Source organism: Microbacterium sp. K2 (genome assembly GCF_051365005.1).
GTDB classification, from domain to species: Bacteria; Actinomycetota; Actinomycetes; order Actinomycetales; family Microbacteriaceae; genus Microbacterium; species Microbacterium foliorum_B.
Genome location: NZ_JBLWII010000001.1, coordinates 2,176,773 through 2,203,713 on the forward strand (window position 1 = coordinate 2,176,773; position 26,941 = coordinate 2,203,713).

General features: G+C 69.1%; 27 protein-coding genes. 15 read left to right on the forward strand and 12 right to left on the reverse strand.

Annotated elements, in window-relative coordinates; genetic code table 11:
* Positions 1 to 19 precede the first annotated feature (19 nt).
* The gene (locus tag ACLKOY_RS10570; RefSeq protein WP_436453585.1) at positions 20 to 1,213 is read right to left on the reverse strand and encodes a C45 family autoproteolytic acyltransferase/hydolase; all 1,194 of its coding nucleotides are present in this window, start codon (positions 1,211 to 1,213) and stop codon (positions 20 to 22) included.
* A 103-nt stretch (positions 1,214 to 1,316) separates the two neighbouring features.
* On the opposite strand from ACLKOY_RS10570, the gene ACLKOY_RS10575 reads away from it, so the two are divergent.
* Positions 1,317 to 2,204 (forward strand): MurR/RpiR family transcriptional regulator, encoded by an 888-nt coding sequence (locus ACLKOY_RS10575; protein WP_436453586.1) that lies wholly within the window; start codon positions 1,317 to 1,319, stop codon positions 2,202 to 2,204.
* Between the two features lie 106 nt (positions 2,205 to 2,310).
* On the opposite strand, the gene ACLKOY_RS10580 is transcribed toward ACLKOY_RS10575, so the two are convergent.
* From ACLKOY_RS10580 to ACLKOY_RS10595, 4 genes are all read right to left on the reverse strand, one after another.
* A complete protein-coding gene (locus tag ACLKOY_RS10580) occupies positions 2,311 to 3,231 on the reverse strand; it encodes a glycine betaine ABC transporter substrate-binding protein (RefSeq protein WP_436453587.1) in 921 nt (306 codons plus the stop codon).
* An 80-nt stretch (positions 3,232 to 3,311) separates the two neighbouring features.
* Entirely contained in the window at positions 3,312 to 4,334 is a 1,023-nt protein-coding gene (locus tag ACLKOY_RS10585; RefSeq protein WP_436453588.1) for an ABC transporter permease, read from the reverse strand.
* Positions 4,334 to 5,635 carry a quaternary amine ABC transporter ATP-binding protein gene (locus ACLKOY_RS10590; protein ID WP_436453589.1) on the reverse strand — a complete coding sequence of 434 codons (1,302 nt, stop codon included), beginning with the start codon at positions 5,633 to 5,635 and terminating at the stop codon, positions 4,334 to 4,336. The genes ACLKOY_RS10585 and ACLKOY_RS10590 overlap by 1 nt, the downstream gene beginning before the upstream one ends.
* Positions 5,636 to 5,980: 345 nt before the next feature.
* Positions 5,981 to 7,183, reverse strand: coding sequence for a class I SAM-dependent methyltransferase (locus ACLKOY_RS10595; RefSeq protein WP_436453590.1), 1,203 nt, complete (start codon positions 7,181 to 7,183; stop codon positions 5,981 to 5,983).
* Positions 7,184 to 7,244: 61 nt separating this feature from the next.
* Here ACLKOY_RS10595 and ACLKOY_RS10600 point away from each other — a divergent pair, with 61 nt between their 5' ends.
* From ACLKOY_RS10600 to ACLKOY_RS10630, 7 genes are all read left to right on the forward strand, one after another.
* The gene (locus tag ACLKOY_RS10600) at positions 7,245 to 7,901 is read left to right on the forward strand and encodes a TetR/AcrR family transcriptional regulator (protein WP_436453591.1); all 657 of its coding nucleotides are present in this window, start codon (positions 7,245 to 7,247) and stop codon (positions 7,899 to 7,901) included.
* Complete coding sequence (locus ACLKOY_RS10605) at positions 7,898 to 8,881, forward strand: ABC transporter ATP-binding protein (RefSeq protein WP_436453592.1); 984 nt, start codon at positions 7,898 to 7,900, stop codon at positions 8,879 to 8,881. Before ACLKOY_RS10600 ends, ACLKOY_RS10605 begins: the two co-directional genes overlap by 4 nt.
* The gene (locus tag ACLKOY_RS10610) at positions 8,878 to 9,678 is read left to right on the forward strand and encodes an ABC transporter permease subunit (protein ID WP_436453593.1); all 801 of its coding nucleotides are present in this window, start codon (positions 8,878 to 8,880) and stop codon (positions 9,676 to 9,678) included. The genes ACLKOY_RS10605 and ACLKOY_RS10610 overlap by 4 nt, the downstream gene beginning before the upstream one ends.
* 254 nt (positions 9,679 to 9,932) lie before the next feature.
* The gene (locus tag ACLKOY_RS10615) at positions 9,933 to 10,340 is read left to right on the forward strand and encodes a GntR family transcriptional regulator (RefSeq protein WP_436453594.1); all 408 of its coding nucleotides are present in this window, start codon (positions 9,933 to 9,935) and stop codon (positions 10,338 to 10,340) included.
* Positions 10,337 to 11,254 carry an ABC transporter ATP-binding protein gene (locus tag ACLKOY_RS10620; protein WP_436453595.1) on the forward strand — a complete coding sequence of 306 codons (918 nt, stop codon included), beginning with the start codon at positions 10,337 to 10,339 and terminating at the stop codon, positions 11,252 to 11,254. The genes ACLKOY_RS10615 and ACLKOY_RS10620 overlap by 4 nt, the downstream gene beginning before the upstream one ends.
* Positions 11,254 to 11,940: a hypothetical protein gene (locus ACLKOY_RS10625; protein WP_436453596.1), complete on the forward strand. Its 687-nt coding sequence runs from the start codon at positions 11,254 to 11,256 to the stop codon at positions 11,938 to 11,940. The genes ACLKOY_RS10620 and ACLKOY_RS10625 overlap by 1 nt, the downstream gene beginning before the upstream one ends.
* Before the next feature lie 160 nt (positions 11,941 to 12,100).
* Positions 12,101 to 13,246 carry an FUSC family protein gene (locus tag ACLKOY_RS10630; RefSeq protein ID WP_436453597.1) on the forward strand — a complete coding sequence of 382 codons (1,146 nt, stop codon included), beginning with the start codon at positions 12,101 to 12,103 and terminating at the stop codon, positions 13,244 to 13,246.
* A 3-nt stretch (positions 13,247 to 13,249) separates the two neighbouring features.
* Here ACLKOY_RS10630 and ACLKOY_RS10635 read toward each other — a convergent pair whose 3' ends face one another.
* Positions 13,250 to 13,831 carry a helix-turn-helix domain-containing protein gene (locus ACLKOY_RS10635; RefSeq protein ID WP_436453598.1) on the reverse strand — a complete coding sequence of 194 codons (582 nt, stop codon included), beginning with the start codon at positions 13,829 to 13,831 and terminating at the stop codon, positions 13,250 to 13,252.
* Positions 13,832 to 13,906: 75 nt separating this feature from the next.
* Here ACLKOY_RS10635 and ACLKOY_RS10640 point away from each other — a divergent pair, with 75 nt between their 5' ends.
* Positions 13,907 to 15,328, forward strand: a complete 1,422-nt coding sequence (locus ACLKOY_RS10640) for an MFS transporter (protein ID WP_436453599.1) — start codon at positions 13,907 to 13,909, stop codon at positions 15,326 to 15,328.
* 13 nt (positions 15,329 to 15,341) lie between these two features.
* Here the strand turns inward: ACLKOY_RS10640 and ACLKOY_RS10645 are convergent, their stop codons facing one another.
* Complete coding sequence (locus tag ACLKOY_RS10645; protein WP_436453600.1) at positions 15,342 to 16,133, reverse strand: SDR family NAD(P)-dependent oxidoreductase; 792 nt, start codon at positions 16,131 to 16,133, stop codon at positions 15,342 to 15,344.
* A gap of 115 nt (positions 16,134 to 16,248) precedes the next feature.
* Here ACLKOY_RS10645 and ACLKOY_RS10650 point away from each other — a divergent pair, with 115 nt between their 5' ends.
* Both ACLKOY_RS10650 and ACLKOY_RS10655 read left to right on the forward strand, forming a co-directional pair.
* Entirely contained in the window at positions 16,249 to 16,746 is a 498-nt protein-coding gene (locus ACLKOY_RS10650) for a MarR family winged helix-turn-helix transcriptional regulator (RefSeq protein WP_436453601.1), read from the forward strand.
* A 60-nt stretch (positions 16,747 to 16,806) separates the two neighbouring features.
* Positions 16,807 to 17,265, forward strand: a complete 459-nt coding sequence (locus ACLKOY_RS10655; RefSeq protein WP_436453602.1) for a hypothetical protein — start codon at positions 16,807 to 16,809, stop codon at positions 17,263 to 17,265.
* A 30-nt stretch (positions 17,266 to 17,295) separates the two neighbouring features.
* Here ACLKOY_RS10655 and ACLKOY_RS10660 read toward each other — a convergent pair whose 3' ends face one another.
* Positions 17,296 to 17,514, reverse strand: a complete 219-nt coding sequence (locus tag ACLKOY_RS10660) for an SCO4848 family membrane protein (RefSeq protein ID WP_140035740.1) — start codon at positions 17,512 to 17,514, stop codon at positions 17,296 to 17,298.
* A gap of 90 nt (positions 17,515 to 17,604) precedes the next feature.
* Between ACLKOY_RS10660 and ACLKOY_RS10665 the strand changes: the two genes are divergently transcribed.
* From ACLKOY_RS10665 to ACLKOY_RS10680, 4 genes are all read left to right on the forward strand, one after another.
* Positions 17,605 to 18,231 (forward strand): RNA polymerase sigma factor, encoded by a 627-nt coding sequence (locus ACLKOY_RS10665; protein WP_436453603.1) that lies wholly within the window; start codon positions 17,605 to 17,607, stop codon positions 18,229 to 18,231.
* Positions 18,228 to 18,710 carry a hypothetical protein gene (locus ACLKOY_RS10670; protein ID WP_436453604.1) on the forward strand — a complete coding sequence of 161 codons (483 nt, stop codon included), beginning with the start codon at positions 18,228 to 18,230 and terminating at the stop codon, positions 18,708 to 18,710. The genes ACLKOY_RS10665 and ACLKOY_RS10670 overlap by 4 nt, the downstream gene beginning before the upstream one ends.
* A gap of 166 nt (positions 18,711 to 18,876) precedes the next feature.
* Positions 18,877 to 20,451, forward strand: a complete 1,575-nt coding sequence (locus ACLKOY_RS10675) for a S8 family peptidase (RefSeq protein WP_436453605.1) — start codon at positions 18,877 to 18,879, stop codon at positions 20,449 to 20,451.
* A gap of 171 nt (positions 20,452 to 20,622) precedes the next feature.
* Positions 20,623 to 23,121, forward strand: coding sequence for a CHAT domain-containing protein (locus tag ACLKOY_RS10680; protein WP_436453606.1), 2,499 nt, complete (start codon positions 20,623 to 20,625; stop codon positions 23,119 to 23,121).
* Positions 23,122 to 23,345: 224 nt separating this feature from the next.
* Here ACLKOY_RS10680 and ACLKOY_RS10685 read toward each other — a convergent pair whose 3' ends face one another.
* From ACLKOY_RS10685 to ACLKOY_RS10700, 4 genes are read right to left on the reverse strand one after another with little or no spacing between them, the layout of a single operon-like run.
* A complete protein-coding gene (locus ACLKOY_RS10685; protein ID WP_436453607.1) occupies positions 23,346 to 24,122 on the reverse strand; it encodes a DeoR/GlpR family DNA-binding transcription regulator in 777 nt (258 codons plus the stop codon).
* Between the two features lie 28 nt (positions 24,123 to 24,150).
* Complete coding sequence (locus ACLKOY_RS10690; RefSeq protein ID WP_436453608.1) at positions 24,151 to 25,005, reverse strand: class II fructose-bisphosphate aldolase; 855 nt, start codon at positions 25,003 to 25,005, stop codon at positions 24,151 to 24,153.
* Positions 25,002 to 25,943, reverse strand: a complete 942-nt coding sequence (locus ACLKOY_RS10695) for a 1-phosphofructokinase family hexose kinase (protein ID WP_436453609.1) — start codon at positions 25,941 to 25,943, stop codon at positions 25,002 to 25,004. Before ACLKOY_RS10695 ends, ACLKOY_RS10690 begins: the two co-directional genes overlap by 4 nt.
* A complete protein-coding gene (locus ACLKOY_RS10700; RefSeq protein ID WP_436453610.1) occupies positions 25,940 to 26,932 on the reverse strand; it encodes an ROK family protein in 993 nt (330 codons plus the stop codon). The genes ACLKOY_RS10695 and ACLKOY_RS10700 overlap by 4 nt, the downstream gene beginning before the upstream one ends.
* Positions 26,933 to 26,941: the final 9 nt, after the last annotated feature.

Below are 26,941 nucleotides of genomic sequence, written 5' to 3' on the forward strand. Positions count from 1 at the left end.
TGAACGCTAGCTCCTCGTGTCAGTCTGTCTGTCGGGTGGGGTCGAGCTCATCGTGCGGGCCGTCGTAGAGATTCCAGGGCAGCACCTCGTATGCGGTCTCGCACGGGAACCCGTTCGCGACTCGGTACTCGCCTGTCGTGAGATCGACACAGCTCGAGAGGAGCGTCGACCACTGCTTGACCGAGGGCGCGTCGGGGTGCGGGTGGGTGCAGACGCCCTCGGGAAAACCGATGTGATCGGACATCGCCGTGCGCACGAGTTCGTAGCTCTCCGCGGGCGTCGCCGCATGCGCGACCTCCGCGAGCCCCGCCTGAACGCGGGGCAGACGAAGCAGCGAGTCAGCCGACACCGGGAGGTATGCTCCTGCGAGCTGCGGCGGCACCGAGGCCTGGAAATGGTTCGTGTGCGCGATCACACCGCGTTCGGGGTAGATCCAATCCACACCGCTGGGTGTGGTCTCCAGGTCGATGCCGAAACCGCTGCGGTCCGCGAGCAGTGCGTTGCTCGCGATGTGCGGGCGCGTCTTCACCAGCATCCTGAGCGCACTCGCGATGTCGCCCTGATCGAGCACGAGCCGGCGGATCAGGGTCTGCGGCACTCCTACCGCCGCCCCGAAACTCCCGCCGAGCCCGTTTGCATTCAGCGAGATGCCGGCGGAGTTGGCGCCGTGCCGACCCACCTGACCGGCTTCGACCTGCATGATCACCGTGGGAAGCGGATCCTGCACGACGCGGACGATGAGGGTCGTCCCGGCGGTACGAGTCCGCCAGTCCCAGTTCTGCCCGACGAGGGTGTGCCCGGTGCCGCTGCCCTCCCCGGTCAGGAAGAACGACGTGCACCCGTCGACCGCATCGCGTTCGTCTTCGAGCTCAGGCACTGCCGCGGTCGCGCGTCTCGCGGGGCCTGCGTGGTCGTAGACGAACTCCCCGCGCACGTTCAGCGTGAGGATCTCGGCGAAGGTCACACCCGCACCCTCGGCGATGCCGCGCATCTCCTCGATCAGATGTGGCGCGATCTGCTCGCTGATCGGCAGCCATTGCGCGACGGAGTCCGTGATCGCGACCCAGCTCATGCCTGTCTGTTGCGTGAGAGCTTCCGTGTAATAGTCGATCGACCCTGCGATGAGGCCCGCCGCAGCCTCGCCGTACTGGCGCCCGCGTGCGCGGGGCGCTCCGCTGATCTCGATCGTGCGGATCGGTGTCGTGGCCGCCATGTGACCTCCCTGTCAGCTGCGCCGGTTGCGCATAGTCGATGCACCCGAGATGATTGAACCATCCGTTACGGATGATGCGCCTCTCGAACAGAATGATACATCAATGGAACCGTTTGTAACAAGCGATACAGAGAACCCCGCTCTCTCCGGCCTCCGCGCGCGCATCACCAAGACGTGGAACGACCTCTCGAAATCCGAGCGAGCCGTCTGCCGTGTGCTCTCATCGACCTCTGCCGAGCACATCCTCTATGCGAGCGCCGCCGAACTCGGGGCGCAGAGCGGCACGTCGAATGCGTCCGTCGTCCGCACCCTGCAGAAGCTCGGGTACTCGGGTCTCTCGCATCTCAAGCAAGAGGTCGCCGCCCCGTTCTCGAGCAGCGTCTCACCCGAGGTGCGGCTCAAGACCCGCATCGAGCACATCGGGCAGGATCTCGCCCGCATCCAGCAGGAGACCTGGGATGAGGCCGCGTCGCTCATCGAACTCGCCCGCACCTCGAACGACGACGACGCCTACTCGGCTGCGATCGCGCTGCTCATGCGCGCCGAGAGCATCTACTGCTACGGCCTCGGGGCCTCCGGCATCGCCGCCGAGAACCTCGCGCTCCGGCTACGGCGCACGGGCCTCACCACCCGGCGGCTCAGCACCGACGGATTCCGCCTCGCTGACGAGGTCATGAATCTCGGCGCGAAAGACGTCCTCGTCGTCTTCGCACCCGGGCGGGTCACCCGCGACATCGATGTCCTCCTCGATCACGCGCAGTTGATGGGTGCCAGCGTGATCCTCGTGACCGACGAGCTTCATGAGCGACTCTCGTCTCGCGTCGATGCGATCCTGACCGCACCGCACACTCCCACGGGGCTGACCTCCGAGAGCCTCACGGCCATCCTGATCTCGGATGTGCTGGTGCAGGGCATCTCCGCCGTCGCCCCTGATGCGGCGCTGAGCTCCTCGCAGCTGCTCAACGACATACGGGCCCGACTCGGCTACTGACCCACCCGAACGCAGAACTCCCGTCGCATGTCGTGTCGCCCGGCGGACCGGGGAGCGACACGACGTGCGACGGGAGTGAAACTCCGCGCGGAGTCAGCGGGTGTTCTTACTCGGTGACGACCCAGTCGAAGTCGTCGCCGTGCTCTTCGAGCCATGCGTCGACGGCATCCGCTTCCTTGCCCTCGCCGAACTCGTTCACGACCATGTCCTCGAGCGAGCCGTACTGCGCGTCGTCGAGCTTGATCTGCTCGATCAGCCCAGCCGCCTCGGGGTACTCCTCGGCGAAGCCCTTCGTGCCGAGGAAGTGCAGGGCCTCGGCCTCGCCCATGGCACCCTTGGGGTCTTCGAGGTCCTTCACGGGGAAGGCGTCGTTGGCCCAGAACGGACGCCACAGCGTCACGACGATGTCCTCCTGCTTGTCGGTCGCGGACTTCAGCTCGGTGAGCATCGCCGCGGTCGACGAGGTGACGAGCTCGTACTCGCCGTCGAGACCGTACTCGGGCATCATCTTCTGGGTCTGCGCCGTGAGGCCGGCACCCGGCTCGATGCCGAAGATCTTGCCGTCGAGCTCGGCACCCTTGCCCGCGAGGTCCTCGATCGAGTTCAGATCGGAGTACTCGGGAACCGCCAGCGTCAGCTTGGCGTTCTCGTAGTACGCGCCGAGGTCTTCGATGTCATCGCCATAGGTCTTCATGTACTCGGCGTGAGTGAGCTCGGGCCAGGCCGAGGGGTAGATGTCGACGTCACCCTGAGCGAGGCCGGTGTACAGCGGGCCCGCCTCGGTCAGCGTCTTCATCTCGACCGTGTAGCCGATCTTCTCGAGCTGGTCCTGCAGCAGGTATGCGGTGCTCAGGCCGTCGGTCCACGAGGGCAGGAAGCCCAGCGTGATGGTGCCCTTGTCGCCCGATCCGGCGTCGCCGCCGCCGGTGCCGCCACCGGTACCGCCGGTGCCGTCACCGCTGCATCCGGCCAGGGTCAGAGTCGCTGCGGCGCCGATCGCCGCGATGGTCAGGAGCTTCTTCTTCATGTGTATCTCTCTCGTTCCGTATGTCTGTGCTGTGTTGCTGTGTACTGCTGTGTTGCGTGTTCTCTTGTGGGAGGGATGAGTCAGTGCACGCCGCCGCCGACGGGGGCGCGGCGCGGGGAGGCCTTCATGCGCTCGGCCTCGTCTTCGGCATCCTTCGCAGCGGCTGCCTCGGCCGATGCGGGGGCGGATGCTGTCGCCGGCACCTCGGCGGATGCCGCGTCGAGGCGCTTCTGCGTGCGACGACGCGCCAGCAGGCCGAGCAGAGACGAGCGGTTGCTGCCCAGGTCGCCGAGCGCTGCCGTGACGCGGTCGAGGAAGACGGCGATGAGCACGACGCCCAGACCGGCCTCGACGCCCTTGGCGATGTTGATGGTCGAGATCGCCTCGACGACGATCTTTCCGAGGCCGTCAGCACCCGCCATACCGGCGATGACCGCCATCGACAGCGCGAGCATGATGACCTGGTTGACGCCGGCGAGAATGGTCGGCATCGCGAGCGGAAGCTGGATGCCGCGCAGGATCTGACCCGGCTTGGCGCCGAACGCCTGGCCCGCCTCGACGGTCTCGGAGTCGACTCCGCGGATGCCGAGCTCGGTCAGTCGCACGCCGGGAGGCAGCGCGAAGATCACGGTCGCGACGAGTCCGGGAACCACGCCGATGCTGAAGAACACGATCGCCGGAATCAGGTAGACGAACGCCGGCATGGTCTGCATGAAGTCGAGCACGGGCTTGAGCACCGCACGCACGGTGGCGTTGCGGGCCGACCAGATGCCGAGCGGCACCGCGATCAGCACCGCGATCACCGCGGCGACGAGCACCAGGGCGAGCGTCTGCATCGCCGGCACCCACAGGCCCATGGCCACGATGAGCACGAATGAGATGACCGTGCCGATCGCGAGCTGCCACGAACGCACGAGCCACGCGATGAACGCGGCGATCACGATGATGACGACGAAGTGCGGGCTCAACAGCGCACGGGTGAGCCCGTCGACCAGGAAGCTGACGACGAACGAGATGACGTCGAGCAGACCGTCGAGGTTCGTCTTGATCCAGTCGACTCCGGTCGCGACCCAGGTGCCGAGGGGAATGCGGAAACCATCCATCAGCGCACCTCCTCTGTCTTCACGGCGTCCGCCGGGTCGGCGGTCCACCCGTCATCGAGCACTGCATCGATCTCGGCCTGCGGCATCGGGAGAAGCGGCAGGGTGAGCTCGCCGGTCGCTCCGGGGCCGGGGCCCAGGGCGGCGAGCAGAGTGATGCGCGGAATCACACCGGTCAGGCGTCCCGCGGCATCCACCACTGCCAGCGGCAGCGGCGACTCCACCGACGGGATGAAGAGGTTCATGAGGACCTCGTCCTCGCTGACGCTCTGCGGCACCGGCTTGATGATCGACGCGAGTGTCGAGACGCCCTGGCGCACCAGCTTGACGGCGTCGCGGTCGGTGACGATGCCGAGCAGCTTGCGATCGCGACCCGTGACGTAGGTGGCCGACATGAACGCATCGCGCATCTGGCGCAGCGCTGTGCGGGGGCCGGCGGTGTCGGCGACGACGGGGCGCGGGCGCTCCATGACGTTCGCTGCCGTGAGCACACGGGCGCGGTCGACGTCCTGCACGAACTGCTCGACATAGTCGTTGGCCGGGTCCATCAGGATGTCCTCCGGCGTGCCGATCTGCACGATGCGACCGTCGCGCATCACGGCGATGCGGTCACCGAGGAACATCGCCTCATTGAGATCGTGGGTGATGAAGACGATCGTCTTCTGCAGCTTCTCCTGGAGTTCGAGCAGCTGCTCCTGCATCTCGCGGCGGATCAGCGGGTCGAGCGCGCTGAACGCCTCGTCCATGAGCAGGATGTCGGAGTCTGCGGCGAGCGCACGAGCGATTCCCACGCGCTGCTGCATTCCGCCGGACAGCTCGGAGGGAAGCTTGTCAGCCTGACCCTCGAGACCCACGAGCGAGAGGATCTCGCCGGCCTTCTTCAGCCGCTCGTCCTTGCCGACGCCCTTGAGCTCGAGCGGGTAGGCGACGTTCGCGGCGACCGTGCGGTGCGGCAGCAGTGCGAAGTGCTGGAACACCATCGAGATGCGATCGCGGCGGATCTCACGCAGACGCGACGACGGGATTCCCGTGATGGGGTCGCCGTTCACGACGACGGATCCGTCGGTCGCGTCATGCAGCCCGTTGAGCATGCGGATGATGGTGGATTTGCCGGAGCCCGACAGGCCCATGATCACGAAGATCTCGCCCCGGTTCACGGTGAAACTGGCGTCGATGACGGCGGCGGTTCCTGCGTCGCCGACCTCGGATCTGCTCTCACCGGCCTTCAGTCGACGGACGGCACTGCTCGGATTCTTCCCGAACACCTTGTACAGATTGCGCGCTTCAAGAGCGATTTCGGACACGTTTCCCCTGCGGCTCGCCTTCGGGTGGCTGAGCCTGCTTCGGTTACGCCCGGGTGATCCTCCCGGCCGTTTCGACATGGTGCTGTGGCGGCGCGGACGGCGGATTTCGGATCCACCGCGATAGAGCATCGACCGTACGTCCACGCCTCTTCGCAGCACAGCACATTCGAAAGAAGGACGTGATCGCGGACTGGTCTTCGGGCCGTCAGGCCCACCAACCAACGTAATGAAATGGCCGGTCAGGGGCAAATCCGGCAATTCTATCGGCGTTCAGTTTCGGCGGCTGACCGGGGGATTGCGCGGGTTTCGGACGCGCGTGCGCGGTCGGGCGTGGCGCGGGTGCGGTCAGCGCCGGATGCTGCGCGTCACCGTGAACTTCGGAGTGCGATGCACCTGTTCGGTCGTGCCGATGAGCCGGGTCAACTCGGCGCGGTAGCCGAGCGACGAGTTGAAGACCGTGAACAGCTCGCCGCCGGGGCGGAGGATGCGGGCGGCGGCCTCGAACAGACGAGTCGCGGCTCCGGTGTGCACACTGCTGCCGAGGTGGAACGGCGGGTTGAGCAGCACGATGTCGGCACTCGCGTCGGCGAGCTCCGAACCCGCGTCGTCGTGCATGACCGTGACGCGTTCGGCGACTCCGTTGGCGGCGACGGTGGCGCGGGCGGAGGCGACGGCCGCGGCGGAGCGATCGGTGGCGATGACCCGGGATTCAGGGTGGGCGAGGGCGCAGGACACGGCGAGTGCGCCCGTTCCGCAGCCCAGATCGACGACGGCCGGGGCAGGGCTGACATGTCCGTCGTTCACAACTCCGGAAGAACGTGCGCTCTCGGGCGCATTCGGCCCGCTTTCGGCGGATGCCGAGGTGTTCTTCCTGAGTTGTGAACCGGCGAGGCCGAGCACGTCGAGCAGCACGCGGGTGCCGATGTCGAGGCGTGCCCCCGCGAAGGCACCGCCGTGCGCGACGAGCACCAGGCCGTCGTGCCGCGCTGTCACCGGGAACGGCGGCTCCCCAGGCACCGGCCGAGGAGCGGATGCCGCGACCAGCCGCGACTTGCGCTCCGCGCGTTCGGCCTGCACCTGCGCGAAGCTGCGTCCGAGCACCTCGTTCTGCGCGATCGTCATGTGCTTCACACGACCGCCCGCGACGAGCACGGCATCGGGGGCTGCCCATCGAGCCACGGCATCCGCGATCTCCTCGAGCTCTGAGAGCGCCTTGGGCAGCTGCAGCAGCACGAGTCGCGCGCCGTCGAGCAGAGTCGCATCGAGCTCGTGCGACGAGAACCCTGCGAGATCGAGCTCCGCGGCGTTGCGGGCCAGCGCGCGACGCCCCGTCGCCAGGTCCTGGTGCACGCGGATCCCGTCGAGCCCGGCCGAGGTCAGCGCGAGCGTGATCGCACCGTACTCGTCGCCGATGACCGCGATCTCTCGCCCATCGACCCCGAGCGACAGCGCGCGCTCGACGAGCAGCAGATCGGTCGCGTCGTAGGCCTGGAGGTTGTCGGCCTCGACGTCGGGCCAGCGGCGCAGGCGGCTATAGGGGAAGTCCACCCCTCCAGACTAGGAGCGCCCCCTCTTGACACAGACTGAACACGTGTTTAGTCTGCTGTACATGCGTTCAGATTCTGACGACATCACGGCTCGCGCCCGCATCCGCGACACCGCCATCGCCGCCTTCGCCCGCGACGGATACGACGGAGTGAGCATGCGCGCGATCGCCAGGGAGGCCGGCGTCAGCCCCGCGCTGATCGTGCACCACTTCGGCGACAAGAACGCTCTGCGCACAGCATGCGACGACTATGTCGTCGGTGTCTTCATCGATGAGGACCACGACCTCATCGTCGCGCCCACCCGCGACCGCATCCGCACCGCCCTCAACGACCTCGAGCGCTATGGCCCCTATATCGACTACCTCGCGCGCATGCTCGCCGACGGCTCGGCCGCCGCCGATCGCCTGTTCGACAGCTTCCTGGCCAACACCCGCGATGTGCTCGCCGATCAGCGCGAGGCCGGGATGCTCGAGCCGATGAGCGACCCCGAGATGACGACGATGCTGCTGACGCTGATCGGACTCGCCCCCGTCGTCATGCGCGCGCAGATCGCTCGCGCACTGGGGACCGATCAGCTGAGCCCGGCGGGGCTCCTGCGCACCACCCTGCCGACGCTCGAGCTGCTCACGCACGGCATCTATTCGACGACCGCACTGCTCGACGGCGCGCGAGACGCACTCGCGGCCGAGGGGAACCCCCCGAGAGGAGACGCATCATGACCGACACCGTCGAGATCGACCGTCTGCAGAAGCGCTACGGCAGTCGCATCGCGCTGCACGAGCTCGACCTGCACGTGCGACCGGGCACCGTGTTCGGGCTGATCGGCCCCAACGGCGCCGGCAAGACGACGACCCTCCGCACACTCGTCGACGTCATCCGCCCGTCATCCGGCTCGGTGCGCGTCCTCGGCGAGAACCCCCGGCACGGCGGCGCAGCGCTGCGCCGCCGCATCGGCTACGTGCCGGGCGAGCTGCACCTCGAGGGGCGATCGAGTGGACACCGGATGCTGGCGTTCTACGCCCAGGTCTCGGGCGAGCGCGATTCTGCGACGACGCTGCGCACCGGCCGCGAGCTGGCCGACCGGCTCGGCGTCGACCTGTCGCGCCCCGTGCACACGCTGTCGAAGGGCAACAAGCAGAAGGTCGGGCTGATCCAGGCCTTCATGCATCGCCCGGAGCTGCTGATCCTCGACGAGCCCACCAGCGGTCTCGACCCGCTGGTACAGCGAGAGTTCCTGCAGATAGTGCGCGAAGCGAAGGATGCAGGGCAGACCGTGCTGTTGAGCTCGCACGTGCTCAGCGAGATCCAGCAGGCTGCCGACGAGGTCGCCGTGCTCGCGAACGGACGAGTTGTCGCCGACGGCGACGTCGCCTCGCTGCGGCTGGGTTCGATCCGACGGGTGCGCGTCGAGATCACGACGTCGGATGCCGCATCCGCCCGCGCCGACTTCGACCGCGTGCCCGGCCTCACCGGGGTCGACGTGCACGATGCCGACGGCGTCCTGCGCCTGTCTGGCACCGTCGACGGCGCGATCGACCCGTTCCTCAAGGTGCTCGCCCGGTTCGAGGTGCGCGATCTGACCGTGGAGGAACCAGACCTCGAGGAGTCGGTGCTGCGTCTGTACGGCGCCTCTGCCGCTCCGGCATCCGCCCGACCCGCGACCCGACGATCGCGGCGCGACAGGGAGGAGCAGCGATGAACGGCATCCTGCCGGTGTTCCGGCGCAGTCTGCGCGAGTCCTGGCGAAGCCTGCTCGGGTGGACCGTGGGTCTCGCCGCGGTGCTGTTCCTCTATCTGCCGCTGTATCCGAGCCTCGCCGGCGACGGCCAGCTCGAGGGCATGATCTCGTCGCTGCCGAAGGAACTCGTCGACACCCTCGGTTACGACCAGATCGCGACCGGCGCCGGATACGCGCAGAGCACGTTCTTCGGCCTGATCGGCTTCCTTCTGCTCACGATCGCGGCGGTGACCTGGGGCTCGGCGGCCATCGCCGGCGCCGAAGAGAGCGGGCGGGCCGAACTCGACCTCGCACACGGCATCGGCCGAGGCCAGTATGCACTGGAGTCGGCCTTCGCCGTGCTCGTGCGACTGCTGTGGCTCGGCGCCTTCGCGGGGCTCGTCGTCTGGGCGTTGAACGACTCGGCCGAGCTCGGCCTCGAAGGCTGGCGGATCGTCGGTGCGAGCGCCGCGCTCACCGGACTCTCCTTCCTCACGGCATCCGCCGCTCTGCTCGCCGGCGCAGCGACCGGCCGTCGCATCTGGGCGACGGGCGTCGGCGCAGGAATCGCCGTGGTCGGGTACGTCCTGCAGGCGATCGCCCGACAGTCCGACGACCTCGAGTGGTTGAACGCGCTCTCCCCGTACGCCTGGGTGTACCGTCAGCCGCCCCTCGCCGAGGGCGTGGATGCCGGTGGGCTCGCCCTCACCTGGGGCCTGGCTCTCGTGTTCGTCGTGGCGTCGGTCTTCGCCTTCCGCGCGCGCGACCTGCGCGGCTGACACCGCTCGCGCCGCCACCACCACCGCCACCGCGAGGCGGGGTCAGTTCCGCACCGCACCGGCCGTGGCCAGCAGCCGTGCGGGGTCAATTTCGCACCGCACCAGCCAGGCGGGGTCAATTTCGCACCGCAACGCGCCCTTTCGGATGCAGAACTGACCCCGCCTGGCTACCTGCCCGAGAAACGGGTTGACACACTGCAGGTTCAGTGGTTATCTAGTCGAGTAACTAACCCACTAACCGCAGCGGAGGACTCGTGATCGAAGAAGGCAAGCCGCTCTTCCTCCAGATCGCCGAGCAGATCGAGGACTCGATCCTCGACGGCTCGCTCGAGGAAGAGGCACAGGCCCCGTCGACGAACGAGCTCGCCGGCTTCTACCGGATCAACCCCGCGACGGCTGCGAAGGGAGTCGCCATGCTCACCGACAAGGGAGTTCTGTACAAGCGCCGCGGCATCGGCATGTTCGTCGCCACCGGCGCGAAAGACCTGCTGCTCGGCGAACGCCGCGCCGCGTTCGCCGACCGCTACATCGACCCGCTCCTCACCGAGGCCCGCACGCTGGGGCTCGGCACCGACGACCTCGCCGCACTGCTCCGCGAGCGCGCGGCCCGGGAACCACAGACATCATCGGCACGACAGACAGAAGGGACGACCCCCGCATGACCGCCGTCATCGAGGTGCAGAACCTCACCAAGCACTACAAGGAGAAGAACGCGCTCGACAACGTGTCGCTCACCCTCGAGGGTGGAGCGATCTACGGACTGCTCGGTCGCAACGGAGCCGGCAAGACCACGCTCATGTCGATCCTGACCGCGCAGAACTTCGAGTCGTCGGGCACGGTTCGCGTCTTCGGCGAGCACCCCTACGAGAACACGCACGTCCTCAACCGGGTCTGCTTCGTTCGCGAGAGCCAGAAGTACCCGGATGACGCCTACCCGCGTCATGCCTTCAAGGCCGCCAGCCTCTTCTTCCGCAACTGGAGCCAGGAGCTCGCCGACGAACTGATCGAGCAGTTCCAGCTGCCGATGAAGCAGACGATCAAGAAGCTCTCGCGCGGCCAGCTCTCGGCCGTCGGGGTCATCATCGGCCTCGCCTCCCGCGCCGAGCTGACCTTCTTCGATGAGCCCTACCTGGGACTCGACGCGGTCGCCAGGCAGATCTTCTACGACCGGCTGCTCGAGGACTACGCCGAGCACCCGCGCACGATCATCCTGTCGTCGCACCTGATCGACGAGGTGTCGAACCTCATCGAGAAGGTCATCGTGATCGACAACGGCAAGATCCTGCTCGACGAAGACACGGATGCCGTGCGCGACCGCGCCGTCACCGTGGTCGGCGAGGCCGGCAAGGTCGACGCCTGGGCCTCCGACCGTGAGGTGCTGCACCGCGAGGCGCTCGGCCGAGTCGCCTCCGTCACCGTGCTCGGGGCGCTGTCCGCCGCCGACCGCGCCGAGGTCACGGCATCCGGTCTCGATCTCGCTCCGGTGTCGCTGCAGCAGCTGATCGTGCGTCTCACCCAGAAGGCCGAGGCGGGCTCTGCCACCAGAGCCTCAGCCGCGAAAGAGGAGGTCCGCTGATGCGACGCACACTCAACGTCATCCGCCTGCAGCTGATCAACCGGCAGACGTTCATCTGGGTGCCGCTGATCATCCTCGGCTCCGCGGTGGTCATCTCGATACTCATCTACGCGATGATCCCGACCGAGGGCCCGAAGTACGGCGGCGGCGGCCAGGCTCCGCTCTGGTACTTCTTCGCCATCGGGCTGTCGGCGATGACGCTGACCTTCCCGTTCTCGCAGGCGATGAGCATCACCCGACGCGACTTCTACTTCGGCACGCTGCTCACCGCCATCCTCGGAAGCGCGCTCATGGGCGTCGTCTTCCTGATCGGCGGCGGCATCGAGACGCTGACGAACGGATACGGCATCAACGGCTACGTGTTCTACCTGCCGTGGCTGTGGGAGGCGGGTCCGCTCGGGGCGTTCACCGTCTACTTCACCCTCGCCCTCTTCCTGTTCGTCGTCGGCTTCACCGGGGCGACGATCTACAAGAGCTGGGGACCCACCGTGCTCACCATCGCGAGTGTCGGTCTGGGCCTCATCCTCGTGGGGCTGGCCTTCCTCGCCACGAGACTCGAGCTGTGGGATGAGGTGTGGCGGGGGATCCTCGACGCCGGCGCGCTCGGACTCGCACTGTGGGGCCTCGTCGCGACCGCGGTCCTCGCGGGCATCTCGTTCCTCGCCTTCCGCAGGGCCATCCCCTGATCAGTCGGTGATCACTCGGCGCCGGTCGCTCCTCACGGGGCGGCCGGCGTCGTCGTGTGCATGACGTGCTACCGGGCGTGAGCGCGAGAAGCAACCAGGTGCGAGGACGGATGCCGAACGGCTAGCGTCATCCCTTCGGGGAGGATGACGAGAGGATGCCGTGACGAACATCAGAACCCGAGTGCGCGCGCGCCGCCCTGGCATCGTGCGCTCGCTGCGCGAGGCGGTCGACCCTGCCAGGCTGCTGCTCGTCGCCAAGACCGCACTGGCGGTCGGGCTCGCGTGGCTGATCGCTCCGCACACGCCCGGAGTCACCGACGAGTACCCGTACTACGCACCGCTCGGCGCGCTGGTCAGCATGTATCCGACGTTGATGGGGTCGGTGCGGTCGGGCCTGCAGACCCTGCTCGGACTCGCGACCGGCATCGCCCTGGCCGCAGTCGTCGTGCTGACCGTCGGCCCGACGTGGTGGTCGATCCCTGTCGTGGTCGGCGTCGGCGTGCTGGTCTCGGGCACCGGCTGGTTCGGCGTCGGACGCGAATACGTGCCCATGGCTGCCCTGTTCGTGCTGATCGTCGGCGGCCAGAACGCCGACGAGTACTCGCTCGGCTACCTCGTGCAGATGGGGGTCGGAGTAGTCGTCGGGTTCATCGTGAACCTGGTGATTGCTCCCGCGCCGCTCACTCTCGCCGCCGCGGCGAAGGTCGACGCCTTCCGCACTCAGCTGAGCGAGCACCTGCACGACATCGGATCGGCCGTCTCGGAGTCCTGGCCTCCGGAGCACGAGAAGTGGGCCGACGATGCGTCATCGCTCGCCGACACGACGTCAGAGCTTCGCACCGCGCTGTCTGACGCCGACGACAGCCGGCGAGGCAACCCGCGCGCTTTCGGGCGCCGCGGAGAGACGCAGCACATCCACGCCGAACTCGCGCGCCTCGATCGCATCGCGCACCTGATCCGCGACATCTCCGACGAGACCGCCGACACCATCTGGGACCGCCCGGGCGCGCTCGAACTGGATGCGGCGCTGCCCGAACCGCTCTCGGCGGCATGCCACGCGGTCGCCGAGGTCATCGCTCAGCAGGATCCGCTCACTCCCGCAGATCACCGCGCTCGCGGGGAGGCGGCCCGAGCGATCAGACTGCTGCTCGAGACCGTCGACGACCGCACGATCGATGTACGGCGGTCGATGGGCCCCGGCGTGCTCGCGGCCATGCAGCTGCGCCGCATCCTCATTCTCAGCGGCCATCGGGAGCCGGAAGAGGAGACCGAGGGCGAGTCCGCCACGGAGCCGGAGGGCGCGTAGGGGTCAGATCGTGTCGTCTGCGGCGACGAGGTCGACCTGCCAGAAGCGACCCTCGGGGTCGTCGTCATCGTGCGCGGCTTCGGCCTCGGCCATCGCCCTGTCGAAGATCTCCATCACCGCCGTGAACTCCGCCTCGGTGAGCCGGGTGGTGCGCTGCTGGAACACGGCGTGGATGCCCGAGGCTCGACCTCCGTAGTACTCGGGCGACCACGCGATCACACGCTGGAGAAGGTCCTGGTGCTCGGCGGCCACGGCTCGCACGACGGCGTCGCCGAGCTCCTCGTCGGCCACCGGGTGGTCGGGGTCGCCCACGCTCATCGCACCCTTCACCGGCGCCCACACTCGGTCGCGACGATCTCGCGCATGCTCCGGAGCCTCGACGATGAGGCCCGCATCAGCGAGGGTGCGCAGGTGGAAGCTGACGCTGTTCGCGGCGACCTGGAGCTCGGCGGCGATGTCGGCCGCGCGCATGTGGTGGCGTCGGGCGAGCAGGCGAAGGATCTTCCGCCGCAGCGGATGCGTGTAGGCCTTGAGCATGGCCGTCGTCATCCATACGGGATCTTCACCGTGAGTGCCGTCGCCCATGCTCAGATCCTACTCGCACGAATGATTGCGCAAGATTAGTTGCGCAAGTCCTCTTGCGGAACTACTCTCTACATCATGACGACGACCGTGACCGCACCCCACCGGCTCTGGCGCAACGCCCGGTACCTGACCTGGCTCGTGAGCGACACGAGCAAGGGTCTCGCGGCGACACTGTTCGCCTTCGCGATCCCTCTGCTCGCCTTGATCGTCACGAACGACCCCGCCCAGGCGGGTGTCATCGGCGGCGCAGGAATGGTCGCACGTCTGGTGCTCACACTCGTCGGCGGTGTCCTGGCCGACCGGCACCGTCGCATCCTGCTCATGCTGATCGGCTCGCTGATCGGCATCCTGCTGGCAGCGGCATTCACCCTGCTGGCTCTCGCAGATGCCCTCACCTTCGGCACCCTGCTCGCGGCGAACGTGCTGCTTGCCGCCCGCGGCGGGCTCTTCGACGTCGCCGGCGAGAGCGCGATCAAGGAGATCGTGCCCGACGACGCGATGGGCAGGGCTCAGGCCGCGAACCAGGGGCGGGATGCCGCGCTGCAGCTCGCCGGCGGACCCCTGGGCGGACTCCTGCTCGGCGTCGGCGGCTGGCTGGTCGGCGTCGTCATGACGCTCTGCCACGCGGTCGCCGCAGTCACGGCATGGATGCTGCGGCGAGAGGCGCGCCGCGCCGGAATCGCGGACACCGGGGCGGATGCCGGGGGGTCGGGGGCGGGCGATGGCGCGGCGAGCTCAGAGCATCCGGTCGAAGAAGGGCGTGTCACGGCGGGACTCGCCGTGGATCCGGCGGATGGTCTGGGTCTCCCCACGGAGTCGGCCGCCCATGCCCCAGCGACCGCCCCGGCCAGAACGAGCGCGTGGGCCGAGCTGCGAGAGGCGTTCGCCTGGCTGTTCTCACGCCCCGACCTCGGCGGCGTGCTCGTCATCATCACGATCGTCAACCTGGGCTTCAACGCCGCGATCACGACCGTCATGTACGCACTCCAGCAGGCCGGATACTCCGAGCTGCTGATCGGGTCGCTCGGCGCGGGGGTCGGTGCGGTCATGCTCGCCGGCGCCATCGTGGCACCACTGCTCGTGCCGCGCATCCGCACTGGAGTGCTCGCGATCGCCGGTCTCGCGGGCGGCGCCGTCGGCACGGTGGTGCTCGCGACGGTGACAGAGCCGTGGGCGATCGTGATCGTGCTGGGAGCCTCGGTGGTGCTGCTCCCGGCGCTCAACGCCGGGATGATGGGCTACTTCATGGTCGCGACGCCGACCGAGCTGCTGGGTCGGGCCAACAGCGCGGCCGGCGTGCTGGGAATGGGTGCCATGCCGCTCGCGCCTCTGATCGCCGGCTTCGGCCTCAGCTGGATCGGCCGCGAATGGACGATCCTCGCGTGCGCAGCACTCTGCATCGTCGCCGTCGCCCTCGCACTGGGCAACCGCGCGCTGCGCGCTCTGCCCGTCGAGTCGCGTTGGGCCGAGCACGCGAAGCAGTACGAGATGGCCTGAGCGGTGTAAACCATCACAGCATCCCGGTGAGCACACCCCCGTCCGCGCGCAGGGCGGCACCGTTCGTCGCGGACGACAGCGGGCTCGACAGATATGCGGCCAGGTTCGCGATCTCGGTCGGGTCGATGAACCGCTCCAACAGGGTCGTTCGGTTCTGGCCGATGATCGCACTCTTCATCGCCTCGGCGGGAAGGCCTTGTGCATCGGCGACGACCGCCACAGATGCAGCCACTCCGTCGGAGAACGTGGGGCCGCCGAGCACGGTGTTCACGGTGACGGCCGTGCCCCGGGTGAGCTTCGCCAGACCGTTCGCAACCGCGAGCATGGCCGCTTTGGTCATGCCGTAGTGCACCATGTCGGCCGGCACGTTGACGCCGGACTCGCTGCTGATGAAGATGATGCGACCCGAACCCCGCTCGAGCATCCCGCCGAGCAGCGCGCGAGACAGCCGCACGCCGCTCATCACATTGACCTCGAAGTACCGCGCCCAGTCCTCATCACTGACGGATGCGAAGTCGGCGAGGCCGAAGAGTCCGACGTTGTTCACGAGGATGTCCACCTGCCCCAGCGCCTCGGTGAGCCGTGCAACCTCGTCGGCACTCGAGAAGTCGGCCGCGAAACCCGCCACTCGCGCGCCCGGGTGCTCGCTGCGCAGACGCTCGACCGCCGCATCGAGACGCTGCGCGTCGCGCCCGTTCAGCGTCACCTCGGCGCCCTCCGCGGCGAGCGCGGCAGCGATCGCATAGCCGATCCCCTGCGTCGATCCGCTGACGAACGCCGTCTTGCCCTGCAGCCCCAGGTTCATGATCACTCCTTCTCGCACCGTCCTTTGGTGCGCATTGACTTGCTTGAGCAAGTAACTGTACGGGTCTTCACTTGCGTGAGCAAGTGAATGGGCGCGCATGGCGTAGGCTCATGACATGCCCGAGCACTCGATCGACGACCCCCTGAGCCCGGAGGAGCTGGAGATCTGGGCGCCCGTCGCCACCCTGCTCGAACGGCTGCCGACCGCTCTCGACGCGCAGCTGCAGCGCGACAGCGGGCTGACCCACTTCGAACACGGGATCCTGTTCGCGCTCGACTCCGCTCCCGATCGCACACTGCGTCTCAGCGTCCTCGCGAGCTATGCCAGCTGCACCCTCTCGCGACTCTCGCGCGCGGTCTCCCGCCTGGAGGCGAAGGGGTGGGTCCGGCGCGAGACCGATCCGACAGACGGCCGGTTCACGCTGGGAATCCTCACGCCGAGCGGGCACGACAAGGTCGTCGAGTCGACACCCGCGCATCATGCGCTCGTGCGCGAACTGGTGTTCGACAGTCTCACGGCGGCCCAGAGGCGCCAGCTCCGTGTGATCAGTCAGAGGGTCTCGGCCGCGATCGGGCCGGATGACGGGTGGCGGCCGGCGCTCGATCGCACGTGACGGATGTCGGTGCGCGCGCGTAGGATCGGCGGCACGCACCCACGACCTGAGGAGACGACGATGTCAGCCCTGGAGATCAGCGAGAAGCCACTCCCGTTCGTCCGACTCGCGTCGCTGACCGAGACCGTCGCCTCGCAGCCCGAGGTCGCGGCTGTCGTGGGCCCTCTGTTCGACCGGGTCGCCGACGCCCTGAGTGATGCGGGGGCGACGCCGGGACTCCCCATCGCCGAGTACGACATGAACAAGCACGGCGTGCGCATCACGGTCGGCTTCGTCTACGACGGCCCCGCGGTCGACGGGCTCGTCATCGTCGAGCTGCCGGCCGTCGAGTCTGCGTTCACCGCCACGCACCTCGGCACCATGGCGACGATCGACGACAGCTGGCATGCGCTGAACGAGGCGATCACCGACGGCGGCGCCACCGCCGTCGGAGCGTGCCGCGAGGTCTACCTGCGGTCGGAATCCGAAGACCAGGCCGACTGGATCACCGAGCTGCAGCAGCCGGTCACCCGCTCCTGACCGCCGTCGGGCTGACCCGAGCGCTGACCCTCAGAGCGCTCCGGCGAGAGCCGCGACGCCGACGATCACCGAGACCAGCGCGAGCACCAGGGCGATCGCGATCAGCACGGCGTGCACCTTGAGGAACGTCGTGGCCTTGCCGTCGGCATCCCGAGCCCGCGGGTCTGTCGCGACGCGCTTGTAGAAGCGGGGCCACACCAGCACGTTGAAGGCGGCGTTGAGGAAGAGCACGACGGAGAGAGCGATCACCCCTCCACGCTAACGCCCCGAAAAAACACCGAGTCCATGTATCAGCAAGCTCTTGCCGTGCTCCTGACTGATGTGATCACAATGGGACTCATGATCGACGGCGCACCCGGTGGCGCCGGCCTCGATCCTGCACCGGACGACGGCGCGGCTCGCTGGAGGCGAGCCGCCGAATTCTTCGACGCATGGCGAGACGGCGACAGCCGCGCGATGGACGACCTCGTGCGGCTGATGACGCCTGTGCTCTGGCATGTCGTGCGGGCCTACGGACTCGAGCGCACACTGGCCGAAGACGTCATCCAGACGACCTGGCTGCAGCTGGTTCGGGGCCATCGCTCGATCAGCGACCCGAAGGCGGTCTCGGCCTGGCTCACCACCACCGCCCGCCGTGAGGCCTGGCGGGCCGGCAAGGCGCACAACAGGGTCGACACCGCGGAGTCGGATGCTCTCGACGCACTGCTTCCTGAGCAGCAGTCGGCCGAGCACCATGCCACCGTCGGAGACGAGAACCGCCGTCTCTGGGCTGCCGTTCAACGCCTCGCCGACCGATGCCAGCGCCTGCTGCGTGTGATCGCCTTCGAGGAGCGACCCGATTACGCCCGCCTCGCCGCCGATCTCGCGATGCCCGTCGGCAGCATCGGCCCCACCCGCCAACGCTGCCTCGCGAAGCTGCGGGACCTGCTCGACGCGCCGACACCACGAACGGAGGGCAGCTCATGAGCGAGAACGACGGAGCACACGGCGGCGACAACCACGAGGATGCCGAGCTGTTCGCGCAGCTGCGCTCACTGTGGCGCGACGTCGATCCGATGCCCGCCGCCCTGATCGATCGCATGATCGCGACCGTCGCGGCCGAGGGCCTGTCGGAGGAGTACGCGCTGCTCACCCTCGTCGAACAACCGCTCGGTGCCGTGCGCGGTGACGCCGACGCGCTGACCCTGCAGTTCAGCGACGGCACCACCAGCATCCTGTTGCACGTCACGCGCACCGCGACGGGCGCGCACCGCGTCGACGGCTGGGTCGACTCGACATCGGGTGCGATCGAACTCGCGCAGGGCGAGCACATCCGCACGACGACAGCCAACGACACCGGTCGCTTCATGTTCGACGACGTGCCCGACGGACTGACTCTCGTGCGCCTCACCACGATGGCGGGCGACGAGCAGCGCACTCTGTCGACCCCGCAGTTCGAGTTGTGATCCACCGCGGGGCGACCCGCGCACGTTGCGGGGTGACCCGCGCACACCACCCGCTGGGCGACTCCCGCAGCTCGCAGGATCTCTTTGACGGGACGCGGGGCATCCCGCACACACCGCGGGAACTCCCGCACAGGACGCGGCTTCGCCCGCGAGGAGAGGACCCACGATGGAGCAGCCCCAGGGGTGGAGTTGGCAGGACCGAGCTGAAGGATCGATCAGACGGGGGACGGCTCTCGACCCGTCGGTCGAACCCGTCGACGGCGTCAGGGCGTTCCCCACGGCGTATCTGCAGGAGCGCCTGCTGATCACACAGGATCAGGAGAACGACCAGGAGGCCTACGACCAGGAGATCCGCGAGCTGCGCGACGCGGCCGGCTCGTTCGGCTGGAATCTCGAGATCGAATCGCCGGAGGCTCTCCGCGCGGCCGATCCGTTGGTTCCAGGCGTGCCCGGCTTCCTCCGGGCCCGCCTGACCACCCCCGACGAGCCGACCCGAGGCGAATCTCCGGTGCCGCCCGATGCGTGGCGCGTGCTGCAGCGCGCCCGCCGCAGCTCGGGCACACCGATGCCGAGGACCAGCCTCGAGCACGTGCTGTCGATCGATCCGGTCGGGCTCAATCCGTTCAGTCGCACGAATCCCTTCAGCCGCACCAACCCGTTCAGCCGCACCAACCCGGTGCGCGGCGCGGGCGGAGGAGTCGGCGGCAGCGACGACTACCTCGAGCCGGGGCGCGGCGCCCGCCAGCCGGTGACCTGGCTCGGGCCGGCTCCGCAGCGCACGGCCGCCCCGAAACGCGGCCGTCGCCCCGTGGTGGCGGTGCTCGACACCGGATGCGGCGTGCACGATTGGCTTCCCGACGACATCGTCACCCGGCATATCGAGCTCGACGGCGTGCCGGTCGGGCTCACGGACGACGCGGATCCCGAGCGCTACCCCGATCTCTACGGGCAGCTCGACGGCGAGATCGACGCGGTCGCGGGTCACGGGACGTTCATCGCAGGCATCATCCGGCAGACGGCTCCGGAGGCCGACATCCTGTCGATCCGCATGGCCGGCGCTCTCGGCGTGATCGACGAGAGCACGTTCCTCACGACGGTCGCCCAGGTCGTCGAACTGCTGCGCCGACACCGGGAGGACCCGAAGACGGGGCATCCGATCGACGTCCTGAACCTCTCACTCGGGTACTACCACGAGTCCCCGGTCGACGGTCAGTTCAGCAAGACCCTCCACGCGCTGCTCACGAAAGCCCGTGAACTCGGATGCGTGGTCGTGTGCTCGGCGGGCAACGACGCGATCGATCGGCCGTCGTTCCCGGCATCCCTCTGGCCCTGGCCCGGTGCCGACAACGGCATCCCTCGAGACAAGGACGCCCCGCACGTGTCGGTCGGCGCCCTGAACCCCTCGGCCAGGTCGGTCGCGCTGTTCTCGAACGTCGGCCCCTGGGTGCAGGTGTACGCACCGGGAGCCGCGGTGGTCAGCACCTCGCCGGCGTTCGTCGGCGGCGAGCAGGCCGCGACGAGGGCCGATGTCGACGGGCTCCGCCGCGAGACGATCGACCCCGACGACTACCGCGGCGGCTTCGCGATCTGGAGCGGCACGTCATTCGCCGCTCCGTACGTCGCGGGACGCATCGCCGCGCAGCTCGGCACGGTGCCTCCGCAGGGGGTGAAGGCAGATGTCGCGGCCAAGGCCGTCGCCGCCGTGCTGAAGACACTGCCCTCCCCGGTGTCGGGAGGGTAGCCGCGGCCGGATCAGTACGTCGGCCGGATGGCTGAAGATTCCCCGACTGGCTGCCGAACAGGGTCAGTACGGTCAGCCATCCGGGCGTTGGTCAGCCAAACGGCCCAGGCCAGGCAGCCGAATGCGGCCGCAAGACTTCCGCGAAGCCAGACATACCGGCATTCTGGTCCAGTGCCCCTGTCTGCTCTCGAGCTGCATCAGCGCGGCGTCGACGCAGCCAACTCCCGACGGTTCGCGCAGGCGCGGCGTGCTCTGACGACCGCGTCCGCGCGCACCGACGACGGTGATCTGCGCGCACGAATCGACGGGACCATGGCCTACGTGCTCGCCCAGACGGGTCAGCCGGCGGAGGCCGAGCGGCTCTCACGAGAAGCACTGTCGCGCCCCGGCCTCAGCGATGAGACGATCGCCCTCGCGAACGGGCAACTGGGCACGCTGCTGATGCACAATGGCCGCCTCGATGAGGCCGACCTGCTCCTCACGAAGGCGATCGACGGGCTCCACGAGGGCTCGATCGAGAGCGCCAACTGCCTGATGAGCCGCTCGGTCGTCAACATGCAGAGACACCGGCTCGACGAGTGCTCGGCCGATCTGCAGCGAGCGATCGCCGCGTATGAGGCGCACGGGGCAGACGCGCCGCTCGCCGAAGCCCGCCACAACCTCGGCTATGCCGCACTGCTCGGTGGCGACCTCGTCACGGCGCTCGGACTGATGACCCGATCGCGGCCGATTCTCGCCGCCACGAGCGACCTCGCCGCAGCGATCAGCGACCTCGACCGCGCCGAGGTGCTGCGCGATGCGGGCCTCACGACAGAGGCCGAGGAGCTGCTCGGCGCGGTCGCCGCGCGGTTCGGTGCACAGCGCATGCGCCAGGCGCGCGGCGAAGCCGAGTTCCACCTCGCCCGGTCGCTTCTGCGGCACGACGCCCCTGCTGCCGAGCGGGCCGCCGCGACCGCATCCCGTCGCTTCGCCGCGCTGGGGAGTGAGAGCTGGGCCGCCCGGGCCGAGGCGGTGCGGCTGGAGGCCCGGCTGCTCGCCCACCCGAAGGCCGCGCCGAATGCCGAGGACTTCGCACGCACCGCCGCAGCGCTCACCCGCGGAGGGTTCCGCACCGAGGCCACTGCCCTGTCTCTCACCGCACGCCTCGCTGACGGAGGGCGGATGCCGCGACTCACCTCCGACGCCCCGACGCCGCTGCGCCTGCGCGCGCACGAGGTGCGAGCGGTGCGAGCGGCGTCTGCAGGCAGGGATGCCGACGCCCGCCGTGCCGCAGCCGAGGGCCTCGACCTGCTCACCGCGTGGCAGCAGTCGTTCGGCGCGCTCGACCTGCAGGCATCCGTGGCGATGCACGGCACCGAGCTGATGTTCACGGGGCTCGCCGCCGCCGCCCGGTCGCGCGACCCTGAGGTGCTGTTCGAGTGGTCGGAGCGCGCCAGGCATCTGAGCCAGCAGGTCGCTCCGGTGCGCCCGCCGCACGACGCAGAACTCTCGGCCGACCTCGCCGAACTGCGGATGCTGCGCGCAGAGCTCGCCGGGTCGGACTGGACGACTGATGCGCGTGTGCGCGAACTGCGGGATCGGGTGCGTGACCGGCAGTGGTCGTCGACCGGTGTCGGTGGGAACCACCAGCGCCTCGGACTGCTCGAGACCAGGGCCCGGCTGGAGGATGACACGGCGATCCTCGCCTACGTCTTCACGCGCGAGGAGCTGCTGTGCGTCGTGGTGACGGCATCCGGTTCGTCGATCGTCGAGCTGTCGCTGCCGCGCATCGAGGCCGCGCTCGACGGACTCCGCGCCGACCTCGACGTGGCTGCCCTCACTCGTGGCGGCGCGATGGCCTCCGTCGTGGCACGATCGCTCGACGACAGGCTGCGCCGGCTCGACGACGCGCTCCTCGCACCTGCCCGCGCGGCGTCGGGTGGGGCTGCTCGTCTCGCCCTGACGGTTCCCGGCATCCTCGGTGGCATCCCCTGGGCGATGCTCCCCGGAATGCGCGGAACGCCGTTCACGATCGCCACCTCGGTGTCGCGTCTGCTCGGCGAGCCGCCTCGACGAACCGAGTCCTCGTCGACGCCTCCTCTGCCGGACTCCTCGCGCGCCGCGCCCGAACGCTCACAGGACGCAGCAGCGCCGGCTCCGACGGCCGGATTCGCGACCGGCCCACGTGTCGCGCGCGCCGAAGAGGAGGTGCGTCGGGCTGCCGAGGCGTGGACCGACTCCCGGATGCTGACCGGTGAGCGCGCGCGGGTGTCGGCCGTCACCGAGCTCGCCGAGCAGGTCGACGTGCTGCACATCGCCGCTCACGGTCGCCATGCGGTCGACAACCCACTGTTCTCCGGGTTCGAACTCCACGACGGCACACTGTTCGGCTATGACGTCGACCTGATCTCGCGCGCGCCAGAGACCGTGGTGCTCTCGGCGTGCGAGCTGGGCCGCTCATCGGTGCGCTGGGGCGAGGAGGCGCTGGGCATGACGCGGGTCTGGCTGCACGCCGGCACCGGCTGCGTCATCGCCGCACCCGTGGTGGTGGCAGACGACATCGCGTGCGAGCTGCTCGGCGCCGTGCACGTCGAGCTGGCGGCCGGTGCACGACCGGCCGTCGCGCTGGCCGCGGCAGCCGAATCCACCGGACTGAGTGCGCCGTTCCAGTGCCACGGAAGCGGTCTCTGAATCTTTTCTCCACTCGATGTATCAGAACATCGGTGCATGGCTCCTTATCTCCAGAAGGTGCCAGCGAAGGGCTTCGGAAACGAAGCGCGAGGGAGGCGCAGTCGAACTGGGGAAACCCTCGTGCACTGGGGAGTGTGAGGGAACGACAGGACACCATCTACTCCGGGGGTGCCGCGAGAGGGGTCGCGGCACCCCCACCAGGAGTCCGCACGGGTCTCAGGTTGTCAGGCTGTCAGGACCTCGTAGCCCGCGTCGCGGAACGCAGCCAGGGTCGCGGCATCCGCTCCGTCGTCGGTCAGCAGCACGGGGAACAGCTCCGAGCCGCCGACGGCCGCGAACGCCACCGTGCCGATCTTGCTGCTGTCGGTGACGACGACGGCGCGGCGGGCTCGCTCGGCCATCATCCGGTTCACCGCGGCTTCGCGTTCGTCCTGCGTGGTGGCTCCGGCCACGGCATCCATGCCGTTGACTCCGATGAAGGCGATGTCGAGCCGCACGCCCCTCAGCAGCTGCTCGACGAACGGGCCCACCAGCTCATAGCTGCGCGAGTGGATCACCCCACCGGTCACGACGACCTTGATGTCGGGTCGGGTCGCGAGCTGCGCCGCGATGTTCACGGCGTTGGTGACGACCGTGATGCCCGTTCCTGCGGCGAGATCGTCTCGAGCGGCGAGCGCTGCGGCGATGGCCGTGGTGGTGGTTCCGCCAGACAACCCGACGACCATGCCCGGTGCGACGAGCGCGGCGGCGGCCAGGGCGATGCTCTCCTTCTCGTGCGCGCGCTGGTGGCTCTTGTAGCGGATCGGCAGCTCGTAGGCGACCGAGTGCGCGACCGCCCCGCCGTGCGTGCGGGTGAGCAGACGCTGCTCGGCGAGCGAGTCGAGATCGCGACGGGTGGTGGCGGCCGAGGCGCCGAAGCGCTCGACGAGCTCGTCGACGTTCACCTCGCCGTCCTCGGCCAGCAGGTCGAGGATCGCATTCAGACGGGCGGCGCGCTTCATGTCACCATCCTGCCCGTGTTCACGCTGGTCACCCCGCAACTCCGGCGGGCTCGAGGGCGAACAGCCGCAGCATCCGCGCCGCCTCCCCCGCGAGCGCCTCACGCGCGGGTGACAGGTACTTGCGCGAGTCGACGAGCCTCGCATCGGCGTCGAGCGTCGAACGGATCGCCCGGGTGAAGAACCCGTTCAGGTGCGTCGAGACGTTGATCTTGGTCATTCCCGCGCGCACGGCGTCGGCGATCACGGCATCCGCGACGCCCGAGGATCCGTGCAGCACGAGAGGCACGGGCAGCGCCTCGCGCAGCCGGCCGATCAGCTCGAGATCGAGGGATGCCGTGCGGTCGGTCATCGCGTGCGATGAACCCACCGCCACCGCGAGCGCATCCACACCGGTCGCGGCCACGAACGCCCGCGCCTCGTCGGGGTCGGTGCGCACGCCGGGTGCGTGGGCGCCGTCTTTGCCGCCGACCTCGCCCAGCTCGCCCTCGATGTAGACGCCTGCCGCGTGAGCCCGCTCGGCGACGGCAGCCGTGATCGCCACGTTGTCGTCGTAGGGCAGCGCGCCGCCGTCGAACATGACCGAACCGAACCCCAGCGCGATGGCCTCGTCTACGAGCTCGGGGCGCTCGGCGTGGTCGAGGTGCACCGCGACCGGTGTCGCTGCCCGGCTGGCGACCGCGAGGGTCGCCAGCGCGATCGGCTCGAGGCCCCCGTGATAGTCGGCGCAGTTCTGCGAGATCTGCAGGATCACCGGCAGGTGCGCTGTCTCGGAGGCGCGCACGAGCCCCTCGGCGGTCTCGAGATGGATCACGTTGAACGCGCCGATGCCGGTGCCGCGTGCTGCGGCATCCGTCACCAGTTCGCGGGCGGAGACCAGAGTCACAGAGGGTCCTCTCGAACGGTGGGGTCGTAGGGAGCGACGAGCAGGCGCTGCTCGAGCGCCTCCCACTCGTCGGAGATCTCGCCGGCGAGCGGCATGAGCACTGCGGCAGCCGACCAGGCGGTCGCGCGTCGCAGAATGGCTGCCGGGTCACGGATGCCGTCGGCGTAGAGCACCGCGCACGCGGCCACTCCGGCGTCACCGGCACCGGTCGGGTTGCCGGCGAGCGGAGCGTCGAGGCGGGCGTGCAGCACCTCGGATGCCGTGACCGCGAGCATCCCCTCGGCGCCGAGCGACAGCAGCACGAGGTCGACGCCGCGCTCGATCAGCGAGCGGGCGCCCTCGACCGGATCGGTGATGCCGGTCGCCTCGACGAGCTCGGCGGCGTTGGGTTTGAGCACGGATGCTCCGGCATCCGCCGCGTGCAGCATCGCAGGACCGGACGTGTCGACGATCACCGGCACACCCGCGTCTCGCGCCGTGCCGATCAGCAGCGGAAGCAAGGTCTCGGGCGCCCCGGGCGGAAGGCTGCCCGAGATCACCAGCACCTGCGCGCCGGGCAGAGCGTCGACGACCTCGCCGAGCACGGCCGCCCACTCGGGATCGGTCGGGTTCACACCCCGCTCGTTGACGACCGTGGTGTCTCCGAGCGCCTCGTCGACCAGGGCGATGCTCTGCCGAGTCGCTCCCACCACCGGCACGAGTCGGTGCGGCACGCCGCTGGCACCGAGCTCAGCCGCGAGTTCGACGCCGCTGCGGCCACCGGCAGTCGACACCGCGAGCACCGAGGCGCCCTGCGCGTGCGCGACCCTGGCGACGTTGAGACCTTTGCCGCCGGCGCGCACCGCACCGGCATCGGCTCTGTGAGTCTCACCGAGGGTCAGCCGCTCGACGTGCCAGGTGAGGTCGAGGGCGGGGTTCGGGGTGACGGTGAGGATCATGCGAGCTCCCTCGCGCGCAGTGCCGCGCCCAGGATGCCGGCGTTGCCCGAGAGCTCGGCGGGCACGAGCTCGGGAAGTCGATGGAAGCTCAGGCGTTCGGCGAGCCGCGCACGCAGCTCGTCGAAGAGCGCCCCGCCGGCGCGGGAGAGCCCGCCGCCGATCACGATCGCCTCGGGTGCGACGACTGCGGTGAGCTGAGCGAGCGACAGGGTGAGGGCGTCGAGCGCCGAGTTCCAGATCTCCGAGGCGATCCGATCGCCGGCAGCGGCGCGGGCGATCACGTCTTTGGCGCCGTCGGGGGTGATGCCGGTCGCCTCGCGATAGCGGCGCGCGATGGCACCGGCCGACGCGACGACCTCGAGGCAGCCGCGCGCACCGCACGCGCACACGGGTCCGTCGGCGATCGGCGAATGGCCGATCTCGCCCGCATAGCCGCCCGCCGTGTAGGGCTCTCCGCCCACGAGCAGCGCGCCCGCGATGCCGGTGCCGATCACGAGCACGACCGAGTTCGAGTACGCGCGAGCGCCGCCCAGGCGGTGCTCGGCCCAGCTCGCCGCACGCACATCGTGGTCGAAGGCGACGGGCAGGCCGAGTTTCGCCGATGCGAGGTCGCGCAGCGGGGAGCCGTGCCAGCCGAGGTTGCTCGCGAAGACGCCGAGTCCGGCATCCGCGTCGACGATCCCCGGCACGACGAGCCCGGCCGCCTGCGGCACGACGTCGGGGTGGTCCGCCCGCAGCTCGGCGGCGAGCACCCCGAGCCGCTCGATCAGCACCTCGGTGCGATCGCCGTCGGCCACCGGGGTCGGCGTACGGCGCAGGCCGAGGGCCGTGCCGTCTGCGTCGAACAGCGCCGACTTGATGTCGGTGCCGCCCACGTCGAAGGCCAGCACCGGAGCACCGCTGCCCAGTGGACGTGCGGCTGCGAGCCTCTCGCCCGATGCGTCGCTCACGACGTCGGCGATGCTCGCGGCATCCTCAGGGCTGGTCATCGAACTCTC